This is a genomic window from Oryzihumus leptocrescens, from assembly GCF_006716205.1.
Taxonomy (GTDB): domain Bacteria; phylum Actinomycetota; class Actinomycetes; order Actinomycetales; family Dermatophilaceae; genus Oryzihumus; species Oryzihumus leptocrescens.
Window position 1 is genome coordinate 84,459 of the sequence record NZ_VFOQ01000001.1, and the last position, 16,873, is coordinate 101,331.

17 protein-coding genes are annotated in these 16,873 nt (G+C 69.5%); 4 read left to right on the forward strand and 13 right to left on the reverse strand.

The annotated features are described in order from the left end of the window. Positions 1-6 precede the first annotated feature (6 nt). From FB474_RS00410 to FB474_RS00420, 3 genes are all read right to left on the reverse strand, one after another. On the reverse strand, positions 7-423 hold the full coding sequence (locus FB474_RS00410) for a hypothetical protein (protein ID WP_141786848.1): 417 nt from the start codon (positions 421-423) through the stop codon (positions 7-9). Positions 424-639: 216 nt separating this feature from the next. After that, positions 640-1,335, reverse strand: a complete 696-nt coding sequence (locus tag FB474_RS00415) for a recombinase family protein (RefSeq protein ID WP_141786849.1) — start codon at positions 1,333-1,335, stop codon at positions 640-642. 150 nt (positions 1,336-1,485) lie between these two features. Then, the gene (locus FB474_RS00420) at positions 1,486-2,481 is read right to left on the reverse strand and encodes a hypothetical protein (RefSeq protein ID WP_141786850.1); all 996 of its coding nucleotides are present in this window, start codon (positions 2,479-2,481) and stop codon (positions 1,486-1,488) included. 142 nt (positions 2,482-2,623) lie between these two features. Here FB474_RS00420 and FB474_RS00425 point away from each other — a divergent pair, with 142 nt between their 5' ends. Further along, complete coding sequence (locus FB474_RS00425; RefSeq protein ID WP_185745965.1) at positions 2,624-3,898, forward strand: AlbA family DNA-binding domain-containing protein; 1,275 nt, start codon at positions 2,624-2,626, stop codon at positions 3,896-3,898. Here FB474_RS00425 and FB474_RS00430 read toward each other — a convergent pair. The 9 genes from FB474_RS00430 to FB474_RS00465 form a co-directional block, all read right to left on the reverse strand. Next, positions 3,864-4,460 (reverse strand): signal peptidase I, encoded by a 597-nt coding sequence (locus FB474_RS00430; protein WP_185745966.1) that lies wholly within the window; start codon positions 4,458-4,460, stop codon positions 3,864-3,866. The two genes, FB474_RS00425 and FB474_RS00430, sit on opposite strands and share 35 nt — an antisense overlap. Then, positions 4,457-5,056, reverse strand: a complete 600-nt coding sequence (locus tag FB474_RS00435) for a TasA family protein (protein ID WP_141786853.1) — start codon at positions 5,054-5,056, stop codon at positions 4,457-4,459. The genes FB474_RS00430 and FB474_RS00435 overlap by 4 nt, the downstream gene beginning before the upstream one ends. A 120-nt stretch (positions 5,057-5,176) precedes the next feature. Then, a complete protein-coding gene (locus FB474_RS00440) occupies positions 5,177-6,265 on the reverse strand; it encodes a BsuBI/PstI family type II restriction endonuclease (RefSeq protein ID WP_141786854.1) in 1,089 nt (362 codons plus the stop codon). Further along, complete coding sequence (locus tag FB474_RS00445) at positions 6,258-7,988, reverse strand: Eco57I restriction-modification methylase domain-containing protein (RefSeq protein WP_185745967.1); 1,731 nt, start codon at positions 7,986-7,988, stop codon at positions 6,258-6,260. The genes FB474_RS00440 and FB474_RS00445 overlap by 8 nt, the downstream gene beginning before the upstream one ends. A 493-nt stretch (positions 7,989-8,481) precedes the next feature. Continuing rightward, positions 8,482-9,000, reverse strand: a complete 519-nt coding sequence (locus tag FB474_RS20555) for a hypothetical protein (RefSeq protein ID WP_185745968.1) — start codon at positions 8,998-9,000, stop codon at positions 8,482-8,484. Positions 9,001-9,076: 76 nt separating this feature from the next. Next, complete coding sequence (locus FB474_RS00450; RefSeq protein WP_141786856.1) at positions 9,077-9,409, reverse strand: hypothetical protein; 333 nt, start codon at positions 9,407-9,409, stop codon at positions 9,077-9,079. Between the two features lie 620 nt (positions 9,410-10,029). Beyond that, positions 10,030-11,172, reverse strand: a complete 1,143-nt coding sequence (locus tag FB474_RS00455; protein WP_141786857.1) for a hypothetical protein — start codon at positions 11,170-11,172, stop codon at positions 10,030-10,032. Between the two features lie 283 nt (positions 11,173-11,455). Beyond that, the gene (locus FB474_RS00460) at positions 11,456-12,178 is read right to left on the reverse strand and encodes a hypothetical protein (RefSeq protein WP_141786858.1); all 723 of its coding nucleotides are present in this window, start codon (positions 12,176-12,178) and stop codon (positions 11,456-11,458) included. Beyond that, entirely contained in the window at positions 12,175-12,498 is a 324-nt protein-coding gene (locus FB474_RS00465) for a hypothetical protein (protein ID WP_141786859.1), read from the reverse strand. Before FB474_RS00465 ends, FB474_RS00460 begins: the two co-directional genes overlap by 4 nt. 106 nt (positions 12,499-12,604) lie before the next feature. Here FB474_RS00465 and FB474_RS00470 point away from each other — a divergent pair, with 106 nt between their 5' ends. After that, positions 12,605-13,336, forward strand: a complete 732-nt coding sequence (locus FB474_RS00470) for a DUF2637 domain-containing protein (protein ID WP_185745969.1) — start codon at positions 12,605-12,607, stop codon at positions 13,334-13,336. Beyond that, positions 13,336-13,590 (forward strand): ribbon-helix-helix domain-containing protein, encoded by a 255-nt coding sequence (locus tag FB474_RS00475; protein ID WP_141786861.1) that lies wholly within the window; start codon positions 13,336-13,338, stop codon positions 13,588-13,590. The genes FB474_RS00470 and FB474_RS00475 overlap by 1 nt, the downstream gene beginning before the upstream one ends. Before the next feature lie 170 nt (positions 13,591-13,760). On the opposite strand, the gene FB474_RS00480 is transcribed toward FB474_RS00475, so the two are convergent. Beyond that, entirely contained in the window at positions 13,761-15,467 is a 1,707-nt protein-coding gene (locus FB474_RS00480) for a competence protein CoiA family protein (protein ID WP_141786862.1), read from the reverse strand. Between the two features lie 696 nt (positions 15,468-16,163). Between FB474_RS00480 and FB474_RS00485 the strand changes: the two genes are divergently transcribed. Then, positions 16,164-16,868, forward strand: coding sequence for a TIGR02391 family protein (locus FB474_RS00485; RefSeq protein ID WP_185745970.1), 705 nt, complete (start codon positions 16,164-16,166; stop codon positions 16,866-16,868). Positions 16,869-16,873 lie beyond the last annotated feature (5 nt).

Consider the following 16,873-nt stretch of genomic DNA (forward strand, 5'->3'; position numbering starts at 1 on the left):
CGAGCATCAGGCGGCCCCGCCGGAGCCGCCGTGGCCCTCACCGACACCGCCATCCGGCTCCATCCACGACCACGTGACGCGTCCGTCGCGGATGTGCACGAGGACCTGATCCGGATGCATCCCGGCGCTCGACCGAACCCAGAGGATTTCACCCGGCAGGGGATCGGCAAGCGGGTGATCCCGGAGCGCCTGAACGACGCGGACGGCGCCCTCCTGGCTAATCGGGGTCAAGCGCACGTCCGTGGACGACGAGCCGTCCACCGCGACCTTGTCGGCGGACCACAAGGGCGGCTCCGACCCGGCCCACCACGTCCCACCGTCTGCGATGCCGGGCCCCGCCGCCGCGGGAAGGATCCGGATGTCCCCGGTCTGACTAGCCAGGGTCAAGATGAAATCGCCGTCGACCGGGGCGTTGCTGCTCACGGGGAGCGGGCGCTCCTCGGCGGCGGACGCCGGGCTGTGACCAGCGGAGCAGGCGGCAGTGGATGCCGCGAGGGCAGCCGCGGCGGCAACGAGAGCCGCAGCGCGAGGAATGGTGACTCGGGAGCGCATCTGGGACCTCCGGGTGATGCAGGGATGCACCGACCTGGCGCATCCCTATACACCTCGGCACCTGGCCCACCCGACCTTGAGTCTCGGTCAGGGTGCGGTGGCTCGACTCAGCGCCCGCGCGACGGTCTGCGGATGCCACCGGCTCCCGCGCTTGGGCGCGACGCCCTCCACGTCGAGCGCGACGGCGATCTCGCGCAGCGACATCCCAGCGGCGCGTAGCGCCTGCATCCGGCGGAGTGCCGCCTGCTCCCGGCCGTCCGGTACGAGCGCGCCGCCGACGGCACGGTGTCCGAAATGCGGTGCCCCGTAGGCGTATCCGCCTGAGGCCGCCTTCTGGCGACGGCCTCCGGCGAGCCGGAGCCGGATCATCGCGCGCTCGTATTGGGACACGGCGCCGAGGACCTGCCTGATCAGCGTGCGCGATGGGTCGCCGGGGTCGTCGGCCAGGTAGTGGCTCTCGCTGTTGGTGGCACTGTGGACGGTCCACCCGCCGCGGCGGACCTCGGCGAGGATCTGCTCCTGCACGATCAGGTCGCGGGCGAGCCGGTCCAGCCGGGGGACGACCACGCCAGACGCTTCACGTTGGCGTAGCGCAGCGAACGCCTCGACAAGACCCGGCCGGTCATCAAGGGCACCTGAGACACCCTCCTCACGGATGACCCGGACCAGCCGGTGCCCCTGCTGGCGAGCCCACCCCTGCAGTGCGTCCTCCTGCACGTCGAGGCCGAATCCAGCCTCCGCCTGCCGATCTGTCGACACCCGGATGTACCCGATGAGCCTCATCGCGCCCCCTGACCCTCGGACACCGCAAGTCGCTGACCTGCAATGTCACACCTACTGAGATAGGTGTGACACTCCCACCCCCCGCCGACAGGTCTACGGACGTGAGGGAGCCCCTGCCGGGTGTCCAGCAGGGGCTCCATCGGTCGCGCGTCAAGCCGCGGCGGCCTCCGGTTCCAGCGACGCGAGGACGTCGGCGCGGTGCTGAGGGTCGCAGCCACGAGTGATCGCGGCCGCGGCCGAGTCAGCGACGTGCGCGGTGACGCGAACCGGCTGCCCTTCGCGCTCGACGGCGCGGTAGCCGACCCACCGGCCGGGGACCCTGCCGCGCAGTACGCCGCTGCTTACGGTGGACAGGTCGCCGCCGTACGTGGAGATCTCGCGCCCAGTGGCGGTCCACCGGCTTGGGATCCACGGTTCTGGTGTTCCGTCCTCGCTGATGAGCGCCCCAATGCGCGCCTCGCGCAGTGACTCGGGCAGCGAAGCCGACCCGGCGACCCGGCTCTGCCGGTCATCCCACGTGCTGTCTCCGGTCGGCAGACCCATCCGGGCACGCTCGTAGTCGGACAGGGATGCCGTCGCGTCAGCCAGGCTGGTGCCTTGGTAGGCGCGGATGTCCCACGGGCCAGAGCCGACAGCAGGCCCGGTGGCCCGATAGGCGATCCAGCCGCCGGTCTCGCGGTGCTGGATCAATCCCACAGTGCGGACGTCCAGCCCGGTCGGATCTACCGCGTGCGCGACCTGCGACCACTCGGAGGGGTCAAAGTCGCGGCGACGCTTGCCGTCCGGACCCGGACCCTGCGTGATCACGCGGCGGTGGCCTGCGGCTGGCTTCCTGGCGAGCATCTCCCTGACCGGGAGGTTCGGGACGGCCTGGCTTGCCGCGGTGTGCGCACGGATCTCCGCGGCGTACACCGGGTCGACCGGCTCCCAGACCTCATCGAGAGCGCTGAGGTGAGCCGGAAGGCAGTCGGCCAGTTCTGCGTCAGTGAATCGCGGCTGGGGCCACCGGTCGTCGCCCTCGACATCATCGTCGAGCACCTGGTCCCGGTCGGCCTTGGCCTTCGCGTACCGCTCCCGGCGCTTTGCGTTCCGGATGCCACTGTGCCAGTCACATCGCCGGTCGCCGTCCGCCTTACTCCTGCACATCCCGAACTCCTCACGTCACGCAGACCATCACGGCCCGCTCTGACTGAGGCATCGGCGTCCCCCGGTCGCACCTTGACTTCCCTGAGCGACGCGCCGACGAGCGCTGCCCGGCGAGGAGGGGAGGGAGGACGAGACTGGCCCAGTGACGACGAGCCTGTACGACCTTCCCGCCACCGCAATCACCTACCCGGTCGTAAGCGCGTTCCTCGCCCGGGCCCTGGAAGACAACCTCCTGGCCGAAACGCTCACGCTTGAATTGAAGGAGCGGCTCAGGGGCACGAACGTTGTTGACGCTGTGGCTGCAATGGCAAACACCGACGGCGGACTTGTGCTGGTCGGTGTCCGGGACCAGGGCGACACGACAGAACGCATCGCCGGGATTACGCGTGGGCAGATGGACGGCTTGGTCGACCACCTTCGTGCCTTTCTGGTTGGCCAGGTTCCCGAGGTGATCCCGGTGGCTCTTCCGGACGTCGATGACCGTCTCATCGCGGTGCTCCGCGTTGATCCGGAAGAATTCGCTCGACCGGTCGTCGTTGCTGGCCGAGTTCTTGTCCGCGTACCAGGAGCGAGCGTCCCTGCCGACCGGGAGCGGGTCTTGGCCCTCGCGCGCGAGACGGGCACAGGTGGATCGCCAACGTTGTCACCCGGGATCACCGAACCCAGTGACCCCTATCGGTACGCCTTCTGGGAGGAGTCCGACGGCCCAGACTTCGCTCTGCGGGTAGCCGTCCGGCTCTACCTGCCCCGCAGAGCCGCGCAGCGCCCCTGGCTGACGACCGCGGCGCAGGAGGCTCTCCTTACAGCACTGGATGAATCGGCGTTGCCACTTCGGGTCTGGGCCTCTAGCGCGTCCGGTGTGCCTGAGAGGCCCGCCTGGAAAATCGAGAACGCGCGGTCCTCGTGGGTGCGCGCGCGAGCCGTGAACAACCCTGTCGAACCCCATCTGTCGAACCTCACAGCCTCGGCGTATCTAGGCCATCTAGGCGGGCATCTGTATCTCCTGCTCGACCTCGCGGCGAGGAACCCCACCGGTCACGACAAGGCCAAGGTCGGCATTGAAAGCCTGCACGAAGGTCTCATTGCTTTGCTGACCGCAGGTACCGTCACGCTCCAAGCGGTGGCTGATGCGCTCGACGTCGGAGACGTGACGCGCCTGGGCATCACCCAAGGCTGGCTACTGTCCCCGTCCCAACGCCTCACCGAGGCGCTCGACCTACCCGATCACGTCAGGCGCCACACCGACCCCGGCAATCACGCGGGCTTCTTCTCGCCCTTGATTCCAGGCGGTCGAAGCCCGGAGGACCTCGACGACCTAGCGAAGGTGTGGATCACGACGTTCCTGCTTGACGAAAGCGTCGCCGGTTTCGAGGATGACTTGCTCAAGGCGCCGTTGCCGCGGTGGGTCGGCGCCTGATTCGGGCGCTCTTGGCGGTGCCGCGAGGTCCTCGCTCGGTATCCGTGCGACCCCAGAGGGCGCTGATCTCGATCAGCAGGAACACAGCGACGGCCGGGCCCACGGTGAGTACGCGTCCCTGCCAGGAGGTGAGCCAGGCGTAGGGGTGTGCGGCACCGGCGACCCGGCCAGTCATCCTTCCGAACAGCCTGTCACTCGTGACGGGCGAAGCGTCGGCGTCCCTGTTCGCATCGCCCCTGGTGGTCAGGAGTGCCTGGCCGTCGTGGCGCTCGACCTTGACGAGCCGGTGGGTCACCAAAGTGTCATTGCTCTCGTGGACGGTGATGACGTCGCCGACGTGCACCCGTGACGCGTCGACCGGAGTGATCGCGAGCAGGTCACCCTCAGCGAACACCGGCCTCATCGAGTTCGACTCGACGATGGCGACCTGCGCCCCGTGATGACCGGCCTTCGCCCACACCAAGACACTCGCCGTAGCCAGGACCGAGAGCAACGCCAGCCCGAAGGCAGCCCACACCACCAGGGTGCGGGCTGCCTTCAGCGCGCGGCGTATACGGGTCACGGGTTGTTGGCTGTCTGCTCGCCGTAGAAGCCGAAGTTGATGTCGGTGGTCGCGGCGTCCCCGTAGATTGCGGGGGTGCTCGCGGGCAGCGCCACCTCCAGGCAGATGTCCTCCGACTGACCCGGGCCGAGAACCCGGTCGCCCGCCTGCGCACCCGGGGTGGGATCGCCGAAGATGGTCGCCGTCCCCGTGGGAATCACGAACTTGGTCAGGGACCCAGCCGCTGCCCCGCCGGTGTTCACACCAGTCGAGTCGCAGGAGCCCACGCCGCTGAAGGCTTGCACGGTGAGGTTGCCCGCGATGCTGCTGGAGGTCACCATCCCGGTGGCCTTCGACGTCACGGCGTACCGCAGTTGTGCGCTGCCGCTGTTAGTCACGTGAATGCTCTTGAAGACGGCATCCCCTGGAACCATTGCGCCGACGTTGAAGATTGAGGTGGGGGCATCCGTCGTGAGATCGATCGTGCCCGCCTCAAAGTGGGCGGTCGTCCCTGTGGACGTGGTGAGTAGGGCGTTGGTCGTCAGGACACCGAAGGTGCCGACCGTGGTGATGGCTAGGGCGACGGCTGCGACCCGTCGGGGCAGGGTGCGGTTCACCTGGGGGCTCCACTACGAAGACGTTGGTGCGCCCCGGGGTTCCGAGGCTCACCAACGTCTTCGGGAGGTGATGGCAATGTCTTTACACCTGCCCACCACGCGCTTTTTGTCGAAGCAGCCCTACTCGGCCGCGAGGTCCTCCCAAGCCAAGAGCCCGTCCGGCTCGTCGAGGAACCAGGCGTACGACCCACGCGCGAGTTGAGGTACGGCCTTCTTGAACGGCGCGGCCGTCCGAGACTCAAACGCGGTGAGGAAACGACACCGGTCGGGACTCACTCCGTGATCTGTTGCCCACCCGAGCAGGGCGGCGCGGCGCTCCTCTGTGATCGGGCCATCGGTGGCGACCACTTCGACCAGCCACAACGCATCTCGCGCAGGGTCTAGGTCCGCCAAGAGCAGGTCAGGCAAGAGCCGCTGCTGGTCCACCGGCAGTCCAAGGCGCTTCAAGAGCGCCTCATCCAGGACATTGACCTTCTCCCCGGACTGGGAAACGAAGATGACGACCGGGTCTCCGAGTCGAACGGGTGCGAACTGCTCGATCACGCCCCGGATGATCTCGCTGCTGGCTCCGATGTGGAGTTCGCGCGTACCGCCATCGGGGAGATGGACGACAACGGCTTCCTCGGCGCGGGCCGCCGCGTGTGCACGTGCGGCGCGGGCGCGACCGGTAAGGGTCAGGTGCCGGGACTGCCAGTCCTTGATCGCTGTGTCTAGTTTCTCGCCGGTCAGCGTGGGATCGAACAGGGCCGCGAAGTCCGGGTGCAGCGTGTAGCGCGGCGCGGATGACGTGGTTTGAACGCCGGAGCCGGAGACGAGTGCCCCGTTGTCCGCCCACGTTCGAAGGGTCTCGTCACGGATCGGCTCGCGGGAGTTGTCGGCGTACCAAGAGCGTGTCTCGGTCAGCCCCCACGCGTGACATTGCGCGTCCACGGCTTGCTTCGAGCGGAGGGCCGCCAGGTAGTACGCCTGCCGGTCGGCATCGTCTCGGCGTGCGGCAATCCCGTCACGCATCCACGCGACGGTCGACGGGCGGATGGGACGGTGCCCGTCCACGGCGCCGACGTACATCATCGTGAACGCGACAGCAGCGGCGATTTCGTTCGCGGAGGCCGTTGTGCCCGTGATCGACGCCGGGAGGATCTGCTCTAGGCGGGCCTTGTACGCGGTTCTGTCCGCCAGCAGCGCAGGCAGGGCGGGTTGGTCAGGCACTGGCTACCTCGTAAGCCTCATCGATGGCCCGCGCCAGTGCTGCGTCGTCAAGGTCGTGCCATCTACGGACCTGATCTGGCGACGGCACGGGCAACGCGGCGAGTTCGTACGCACTGACCGCGACGGAACCGGTGAGGCACCGGTAGAGCCGATCCAGCGCCCGAGAGTTGAGGAGCGCCGCAAGGACCCTCGGGTTGAGGGCGGAGTTTGCCGTCGAGCACGTGAGCACGTTGACGTGGTTCTCCACGATCACCTGACCACCCCAGCGATCGAGCGTGCCCTGATCGAGGGCGGCGACGACCAGTCGACGGTCCTGCTCTGGGGCAGTAGTCCGCTGGAGGAGGACGGCCGGACGGTCTAGGACGAGCACGTCACGTTCGCGGTCCGTGCGAGGCATCAGGTATCGCTGGTGGTCGCGGCGCGGGTCTTGGTGGACCTGTCCGCCGTCCACGTCCGCGGCCCACAGGATCGGCGACGCCCCGACAGTGGCCGTCGCGCTGATCTGATCCTTGTGCCGGTTCCAGACGAGCGGCCCCGTGCTGGCCTTCCAGCCGTAGTCCGCGAGCCGGTGCGTCATCGTGCTCGACGCCTTCACCAGGGGCACGTCGGAGGGATCGCGGGGGAGGAGCCAGGGCAGCGATCCGTCCTTGGGGATGGCGCCGGTTCCGATGGACTCGCGCTCGGCGTGGCCGTTGACGGTGACCCGCTCAGCCCGAACCTTCCCGCGGCGGCCTCCTACGGCGAATGTCGCGAGGACGGTCTCCTGAAGGACGCCTGAGGAGAACACGCCGTCCCTCTCGGTGACGTGCGTGAGCCGTCGCAAGGGCGCCCGCTCGCCCAGCGTCCTGCGCAGGTTCTTGGAGTAGGCGCCTCCCAGCCAGCCAGCGGGGATGAGCGCCGAGACAACGCCGCCGGGTGCGACCTGCTCGATCGCGGACGCGACGAAAAGGCCATACAAGTTGGCGTGCCCGCTGAGTGCGTGGCTCCACCGGTCGCGGTCCTCGGTGGACAGTCGGACGCGCCCGTACGGCGGGTTCATCACGATGGCGGCAGCGGGTGGGTCTTGAGGGGCGAGGCCGTCTTCGACGTGGAGGAGAGCAGGCAGGGGACGACGACGGCTCGGCTGTACGCGTGCCCACACGGGCAGGAGTTCAGCCGCCAGGATCACCGACCCGAGCCAGACGGCGGCGGCATCCAGGTCGCGCCCTGCTACTGCAGCGGTCACGGCGGCGAGCACCAGTTCCGGCTGCGTGTCGCCCTGACGTGCCAGCCACGTCCGCAGCGGAGGGAGTAGGAGCACCCCTGCACCCGAGGCAGGGTCGAGGACGAGCCCGACCGGCTGGCCGCGGAGGACCTCGACGGCCTGCCGCCACAGCGCCTCCGCCAACAGAGGAGGCGTGTAGTGGCGCCCGTGAGCGGAACGAACGGACGCGTCAAGGGCGACCACGTACGCGTCCGCGAGAACCTCCGGCGAGGCGTCCACGAGGTCCTCGCGGGGGTGGACGTCAAGGTCAGTCAGGTCCACCGGGCACGGTGACCCCACCGCGGCGTACACATCCAGCGCGGATCCCTCCAGACCGGCCGCAGCGGCGCGGTTAGCCCACCACGCTGGCACCGAGGCGAGAACCTCAAGAGCGGCCGCTGACAGGTCCAGAACGGCGGGATCGGTGGCCAGGACCTCGCGGCGAGCCCGGTTGGGTCGCGCCACCGAAACCTCGGTCACGCCTGGTCTCCTGTCGCCTGATGTCGCCTGATGATGCCCACTCGCGTCCACTGGTGTTCCCTGACGCGTACGGGGCATATCGTGCCGTACGCCACCGTCAGCCCGCTCGCGGACTCGCCGCCAAGCACAGGATGGGGCGCCTACCAGCCGGACAGCGGCAGGTAGCGGTGCACGTGAGTCGGCCACCACTTGGGCAACGACGACCCCGCCGGATGCTCGTGAGTCGGTCTGTGGGCGTGCCGCTCGTGCGGGCGGACCTCCGTCGGTTGCGCCGCCTTGGGCCCTGGCGCAGGCTCGGAGGGCACGATCACCAGTGGGGGAGCAGGCAGCCGCTCCGGCGGTGGGACCACCAGCGGCGGAGGCGTGGTCCGGGTTGGCATCGGCAGGATCTGCACTTCGCACGCGGAGGCGGAGTCGACGCCAATCACCCCACCGAGCGTCACCGCCACCATCACGGCGACGGCAGCGCGTCGCACCAAGGTCGCTTGGGTCATCACTTTCCTTCGTCTCGGGTCCGGCCCGGGCGTCCAGGCATCTGCACCCCGCGCTGATACCGCCCGTCAGGCTCGACGTGGCGCAGGAAGCGGCGTACACGCGCGGCCGCGGCCTTATCCCCGGCCGCGGCACGGTCGAGGTCGGTCACCACGCGAGCGAGCACGTAGTGGGTGGCGGCGAGCAGCACCCCGGTGCGGGTCCACGCGCGTCGCGTCGCAGCGATCGCGTCAAGGCCGCCCACCAGGGTGACTGGGAGCACCAGTGGCAGGACGGCCCGGCCTCCCGGCGCGTACCGCTTGGTCAGGCGCGGGCTGGGCTGCACGAGACGCTGCCACGCTCGGGGATGGGGTAGGGCCTGCTCACAGGCGGCCGTGACCAGCCTGGAAAGGCTGATCGGCGTTCCGGTCATCTCGCGGTAGGCAGGGCTGAGGCGCCGCGCGGCGCTCCTAACCGCCTCCGCTGCGTCGGGGTCGATTCGGAGCGCGACGTAAGTCGCGCCGTGGCGGCAGATCGTCAAGGTGTCCTCCCGGGGTCGATGCCTGCCCACTGCATCGACCCCGGGTGAACCGCCCTTGACCGTCCACGGCCCCCGTTTAGACGATCGCGGTGTGGAAGGCCGCGATGAGCGTGGACGTCATCGCGGTGAGCGAGATCGCGACGGCCACAACCCCGGCGAGGGTGAGCCCAGGCGCCCGGTAGGTCATCCGGCGGCGGGTGACGGGTGCAGGTGCGGCCAGGGCGACCATTGGCTGCTGGGGAACCGGGGTGTCCCAGGACACTTCGCCCTGAGCGGCGAGAGCGCGCTTGCGGCGCGACCACTCGTGTTCGGCCGCGAGCAGGGCCTCGAACTCGGCGTCGATGGGGGAGATGACCGTCGAGAGGGTTCGAGTAAGGGGCACTCGGGTGAGGGTGGCGGTGGTGGTCATTTCGGGCTCCTTCGGTGTGGTGTCGGGACCGGCCCACCCGGTCCCTATTTCTGCACACCTCTTCTCTAACGAGTCCGCTGCGTCGGTGGCCGGACGCGGCTGTGGCCCGCACCCGGGGGAGGGTGCGGGCCACAGGGGCGGTGACTCAGGCGGACGCGGGACAGCCGGACGGCTGAGTGGCCATCGCGGCGGCGTGCTCCCGCGCGAGGCGGGCTTCGGCCCGGTACACCTCGTCAGCGACCGCGTCTGGCGTGGTCGTCCCCTCTAGGTCCAGCCCGGCCGTGCCCTGAACCGGAGCGGCCACGATCGCCTGGCAGTCCGGGCACCACAGGCTCCATCCATCAGGGGAGGTCAGGGTGGCATCGTCGAGGAAGCAAACTGGCGCCCACCCGCCGTCGGGCGTGATGCGGACGGGTACGAGCCAGCCGTGATGCGAGGTCATCCGGGTGCTCCGATCGGGCCGGGAATGCGTCGGTGGGGGCAGGTCACCATTGGACCTGCCCCCACCGACAGAGGACGCCCGGGTGGGCCAGCCGTCCTCAGGGCGGCGGCACGTGGCGGGGAGCCCATCCACACCTTGTGCCACCGCCACGTCTGAGCCGTGGTCGTCCCCCGATCAGTCAGTTGTTGCTGTTCCGGGCGTAGTAGACGTCGACCGCGAGCGGGCCGCTGAGGCACACCCCTCGCGCTCGGACCGTGCCCGGTCGGGAGCCCACCGAGACCGCGCCAGTACGGGTATCGAGCCCGGTGATCACGCCCTCGGTCGTCGCCCATTCAGCGTCTACGCGGTATCGAAGATGCGTCACGGTTGGCTTGCCCGGGGACCCGGCGGACTGCCACGCCTCTGACCACGGACCGGGAATCAAGCCGGTGCGCGGCGAGCCGAGGTCGGCAACGAAGGGCTGCTCATCCAGTGGTGCCTGGCCCTTCCACGGCGTCCCGGAGACGCGCTCCAGGGTCGTGGAGGTCGAGTACACCCTCGTCGAGCCGGTGACCTTGGGCGTTGGCCAGGTCGCCGTCAGGTGCCTGCCGTCGTCCATCATCTGCAGGTGGGCGAGGCGCACCACCGCGCCCGTGGGCAATAGCAGCGTGGGCGTCCCTCCGACCGCGCACTTCGCGGGCGACCGGCCAGCCGGGCAGTCCGCCGTGGTGAACGACCAGTCACGGCTGTAGTCCCACCCCTGCCGCGCCGCCCTCACGCAGTCGCTCTGGGCCCGGGCTGACGCCGGACTGACCGTAAACGGGGCACTGCACGCCCCCACAATCACAGCCGGGGGAATCCGCCCGGTGTGCGGATCGGGGCTGGTGAAGACCCGCTCGATGCAAGACACGGCGGTACTGACCGCCGAGGCTGAGTACCGACCCCACGCGTCCAGCGGCACCGCCAGATCGAGTCGCCACGATCCGCCACAGTCCGACAAGGCGTGCGACCGGCTGAAGGCAGTCGCGGCCGACCGGGAAGCCACACGCCCATCCAGAGCCCAGTTCGGGTTCCCCGAGCGGTCGATCGTCGCGCTGAGCGCGACGGCGCAGTTGATCGGCTGGTCGGTGTACCGGGGCGGGTAGAGGCAGGTGTACCGGGCGGATCCCGGCAGCGCATACGGGGGCAGGCTGCGCTGCGTGGACGAGTCCCACCTGTCCTCTGCCCAGTACGACCACGTCACGCCTTCCGCTTGCTGGCCTTGGGAATCCCGGGCGCACCCGGTGAAGCCGCCAGCCTGCGGCGGCACCGGGGTGACCCGCGGCGGGCTCGCCCAGGTCACGCCGGAGACCTGGTACGTGCGCGAGGGATCCCCGGAAGAGCCGCCCTGGCCGGGGTGCGGCTTCGGCCGAGGCCGAGGCTGAGGCGTCGGCGTCCCCGGGTTCGAAGGCGGCACGGAGCCAGGGCCAGTGCCTACGCCCGTCCCCACCCCAATGCCGCCAGTGCCGCCGCCGTTGCCCGCGAAGGCGGGGGCGGGGCTGGTGACCCCGGTAATCGCCAGGGCGGCGGTGATCGCGAGCCCGGTCAGGGCGGCTGTCCACTTGCGTCGCAGTGCCATCGCCGCGTCACCCCTTCGTCCCGGTGGCGGGCTGGTTCTGCCAGCCGTCGACGAGCCACCCGGTCCCTGCCGGGGTCATCGCCAGCGTCATCACGCGGCTCCGGGTACCGGTCGTGCCGCCCGTGCCCACGTAAGTGGTCGTGACCGGGATCGTCACGACCAAGCGAGTGGTCCCAGGCACGGAGCGGTCGACGACGGCCGTGTAGTCGCCAAGCCGGGGCGCCTTAGCCAGGAAGGGGGCAGTGGGGGTGATCCGGCGGCCATCGTCCACGACGATCGTCCCGGCCGTGCCCTTCTCGTTGCTGACCGTCAGGACGATGGCGGAGGCTAGGTCGTGCGCATCGCCAGCGTCCGCCGCCTTGGTCAGGTCAGTCCACCGTGCCGGGGTGAGCATCGTGCGGATCGACTCGTAGTCGCGGCCGGGATGCGCGCCGGGCTGGAGCAGCCCGGTCACCCCGGTGGCCGTCTCCAGCGCGCTGTAGGCGGCCTGGACACCGGCCTTGGCCTGCCGCTCGCCGAACACGGCCGCGGCCTCGCCGCCGACCGGAACGTCCGCGCTCGGGCCAGTGGTGACGGTGACCGGGGGAGCGGTGGGTGTGTTCGGCACGGGCAGCGTGTGGTGCGCGGTGACCGGCTGGGTCGCCGGGGTCGCGGCGCTGCACGCCGAGGCGGACGCCACCGTGGCGCCGAGCATCAGCGCGGCAGTCAGGGTGCGGATTGTGCTGGTCATCGGGGGCTCCCGTCCGCAGGCCCGTCGGCCTGCTCATTGCCGAATTCATCGGCACCCCCGAAGGACGCCTGTACACCGCGAGCCGGGTGATCGCGGTCGACCAGGCGCCACACCCAGCCGTCAACGTCCGTCACCTCCACGATCTGCTGGGTCTCCCAGGTGTCCCCGATCACGAGCGTTGCGGGCTCGGCCGCATTGTCGCGGTGGAGGATCCGGTGCCAAGGGCTGCCCTCGGGGGCGTCGGAGATCCAGTCGTCAGTGCGCAAATCCCCGACCCGCACCTGCTTGCTGGCCGGGGTCGGGATGATCCACTTCGCCATCGCTTCACCACTCCACTCATCGAGCCGAAGTAACCGATGTCAGTGTAATTGGATACACTGACATCAGTGATTCGTCACGCTACGGACTGGACGGATGGGAGAGCAGATGAACAGCGACGCTGCAGGGCGGTTGAGTCCACGCGCGGCCGCCGGGATCGCCAGGGCGTCAACCGGGACGGTCGTCACGATCGCCCTCGCCGCCGCCGTGTTGTCCTACTCGGGCCTGCACGGCCTGGCCGTCGAGTCCGGAGTGAGCGGGACTTTGGCGTGGCTTCTTCCGGTTTGCGTGGATGGCCTCGTCATCGCAGCCTCGCTCGGAGTCCTGCACGCCACGCTCACCGGAACGGGAGCGGCGTTCTCCTGGCTCCTCGTCGGTCTTGGGGTGGCTGCGTCGACGGGCGGGAACGTTCTCGTGGCGCATCCCTCAGTCACGGCACGCTTGGTTGCTGGCGCCCCGCCCGTCATCCTCGCGCTGGCCCTTGAACAGGCGCTCCGCGTGCTGCGTCACCGGGCGGGTCTCCCGGCCCGTCGGGTTGTTCGCAAGACTTCCACCGCAACGACCCTCACAGCCGCCCTAGTTGGCGTGTCCGGGGATTCCGCGGCGCAGGGCCCCTCCACCCCGGCCCGCACGGGGACGACCTCGCGTCAGCCCCGGGCTGCCCGCACCGGTTCCAAGACCGCAGCCGCGCGCGCACTCCTCGCTGGTGCGCCCGATATGCCGATTGCGGACGTCGTCGCCACTACCGGGGTAGATCCTGCTGACGCCCGAAGGATCCGCCGCGCACTGCTAGCCGAGACCACCGGCAGTGCGACCAGCCCGGTCCCCGCGGTGGCGTGATGGCTCGCCCCGACAACCAGCCGCCGCAGGGGGACGAGCGGATCGAGATCAAGGCGACACCCATCCGACTCCCCGAGGACCTTCTCGCCGCCATTGACCAGATCGCCGCTACGGAGCAGGTCAGCCGGAACGCGGTCTTCAATGCCGCCCTCCGGTTCGCCGTCGCTCACCAAAGGCCTTGGGTGAAGACCGCCGTGGACGGTCGCGTGACCCGCTGGGCGCGCGAACGAGAGCGGCGGAAGGATGCTGACTGAGAGGATGCAGCCCGAGAGCCCCCGCGCCGACCCCCTGGTGCGGGGGCTCTCTCACGCTCTGCAGCGCCCCGCCCGGAGGCCGGAGCCGTCACATTTGCCTCAGCCCCTGCCGCGATCTGCCTGCGACACACACCGCCTAGATCACGCCATTCGCGGGCCTGCCGTCATCGTCAACATCCGCCCACGTGATGTCCCAGGCGAGCCAGGCACGGGTCCAGCACAAGACCACACGTCGAACACCGAAGGACCTGCTCCCGGGCGCGCTGAGGTCGCGGGCCCATCTCAGGTGGAACGGGGACCGGGGCGGTGCTCGGCGCGGCTGCTGCCACTCTCGCATTCACACGCGTCCGCAACTCGGTCAGCCGTACGTGATTCTCGTGCCGTTTCCGCTCCCGTTCACGGCGGGCGTCGTCCTCGGCTTTGAGTCGCTCGATGTCCGCGAGGACCTCGACGTTCCGCACCTGCCACGCGGAGCCTTCTGCAAGGTGGATGCGCACGTACCCTATGCGCGCGAGGTACTCCAGCCAGCCGAGTACCGCCGCGGCCCGCTTGGTCGCGCTGTGCGGGTGGACTTCTATCCCGGCCGCGCGCAGGCTCCGGTAGCAGTCCGCGATGGTGAACCGGGATCCCTTTGGGCGTCCGAGGATCAGGTCCCCGTAAAGCACAGCCCGCCAATGCGCCGGAGCGGCGTACACGCCCGACTGCCCCTCAAGGGCGGCCCTGAAGATCTGCGGGACCTCCCCGTATCTCGCTACGACCTTGGCGTACAACTCCGACCGCTCCCACTGCGCCTGCCGCTGCGCGGTCTTGGCTGCCAGCCACCGTTCGAAACCGGCACGGTCCGCATTGCGGCGCGCGTCCCGCTTCGCCTGCTCGGCCGCGCGCTGATCAAGCATCCGCCGCCGCTCCGCGTCAGCCGCCTTGCGGCGCCCGTTCACAGCGTCCAAGGCAGCACGCGCCTCGGTGAGTCGCCCCAGAACCGGGGACGTGATCCCGTCCGGGGTCAGGTCGCAGTCGCGCAGCGGGTCAGCCTCGAACCAGGCCCGCTCGTGGTCCGCGCTCGGCGGGACTGTGTGCTCCGTGCCGTCGTGCCCGTCGCCCCACTCGATGGATCGCCCCAAGGTGTCCGAGTAGGACTGCGGCTGTTCCCGTACCCACACAGTGCCCAGGCGTTCCTCAACGGGGTTGATCCACAGCACGGGCACACCCGCCGCGACCATCGCCTGGTGCAGAGGCCCGAGACCGACACGGCCGCCGATCGCGTCCTCCCCCTCGCCGGAGCGCGCTGACGACCGTCGTAGGTGCGGCGGCAAATGCCCGAGCAGCCAGACGTCGACCACGCCCTGGTCCCGATACGACTGATGGCGAACGCGCCAGTCCTCAGGAGACATCGCCGCGTACTGCACCTCGACGGCCACCTGGCGCCCGTCAGGCCACGTCAGCATCACGTCAGCGCGACGCGCACCTGACCTCGTTGACCGCTCCGGCACAGCCGTGACATCCGGCCACCGCTCCGCCACCCACCGAGCGATCAGCGCCTTCGCCTGCTGATGGGCAAGCCCTTCCCGGGAATGCCCGCCCGACCCGACGTAATGGGCGAAACCGTCCCGCCGGGTCGTCCGCGCGACGACCTTCAAGCGCCGGTCGTCGCACTCAGGCATCAAGCACTCCAGGTGCTCGCGGGCCCAATCCCTGATCTGCCGAGCGGTGCCGTCCACGAGGTAGAAGAGGTCGTCTGGGTCTGCGCGGTGGCGCGCGTAAACCAGCCGCGTCTCTCCATCCCCCTGGAACGCCGCTAGTGCCTCGGCTCGATGCCGACCGCCACCCACGTCGTGACTGTCACTCTGCGGCGGGACGACTGATAGGTACTTGACCAAGTCTTGACTGTTGGGCTGGCCAGAGGGCGCGCAAGGCGCGTTGTGCAAAGCAGCGAGAGTCCACAACCGTGGACATCACTTGCGCGAGAACGAGTTGATTGCGCCAGCGGCGCCGGGGCGCACGGTCCGCTGCGTCACCCCACCCGGGGTGGTGCAGCGCCCACCGACTCACCGATTCGGAGACCCCGAGTGTCCCCCCTCAAGCGCACCATTCAGCAGGCCAACAAGGTGTACACGCACCCCATTCCCCGGGCCTTGACTGCACTCGTCAGACTTGCCATCGCTGGCACGGGGTTCGGGCGCGTAGTCGCCTGCGCCGTCGCGGGCCACCCCGACGCCGGAGCCGCCTGGCTCATCCACCACGGACTCACCGCGCCCGTCGCGCAAGCAGTCGTCATTCTTGGCGCGGGCATCTCGCTCGCGCTGGCCTGCCGCGCTGCCTGGCAAGAGTTGCGTTCCGCCGCTCATTAGCCTGTCCCGCCTTGGGTATGACCAGGCTGGTCGCCGCGGCTAACCCTGTCTCTCCCGCCGCGTTGGGTGCCCCCGGGTTGAACTCTCCCGGGGCGCCCAGCGGGCTGGCGGGAGACGGCTAACACCTCTCGACGGGCGTCGTCGTCCCCGGCACGTCCCGTGGGCGAACCCACACCGCTGATCGAGATGCCCCCAACTGGAGGAGCCCACGGCTACTGTGCGTGCGTGCAGGACTGGACCCTCACCCCCGACGAGATCGTCGCCCTCCCACTGGACGAACTGGCGCTCCGCATCCTGGCCGACGTCAAGGCGAACAATGAGTGGAACTGGCGCAACTGGATGCTCTCCGCCGTTCAATCCTCCGCCTATAGCCGCCATCCACAAGCCCTACGTGCCCTCAGCGAAGCCTGGGGCTGGCTCCGAGCCAACGGGCTAGTCGCCTGGGACCCGAGTCAGGACAGCGCTCAAGCCATCTTCGTCACGCGCCGCGGCGACGAAGTCCTCGACCGCGGGCTCGGATACCTCAAGGCAGTTCAACGCCTCGACGTCGACCTGCACCCCGTGCTCGAAGCCAAAGCCCGACCCCACTTCCTCCGCGGTGACTTCGAGACTGCCGTGTTCGTCGCGATGAAGGAGGTCGAGGTCCGAGTGCGCGCCCTGTCAGGAGCACCCGACTCCCTCCTCGGGACCAAGTTGATGCAGCACGCGTTCGCCCCCAGGGGACCGCTGGCTGATCCCGACGCTGACCCTGGTGAGGTCGTGGCCGAGATGGACCTGTTCAAGGGCGCCATCGGCCTGTTCAAGAACCCGAGCAGTCACCGACCAGTCGACTACGCCGACGCGACCGCTGCCGCAGAGATCGTGCTCCTCGCCGACTTGCTCCTACGCCTCCTCGACCGACGCAACGGCGACAAGGCCACCTCGCCGTGAACGAC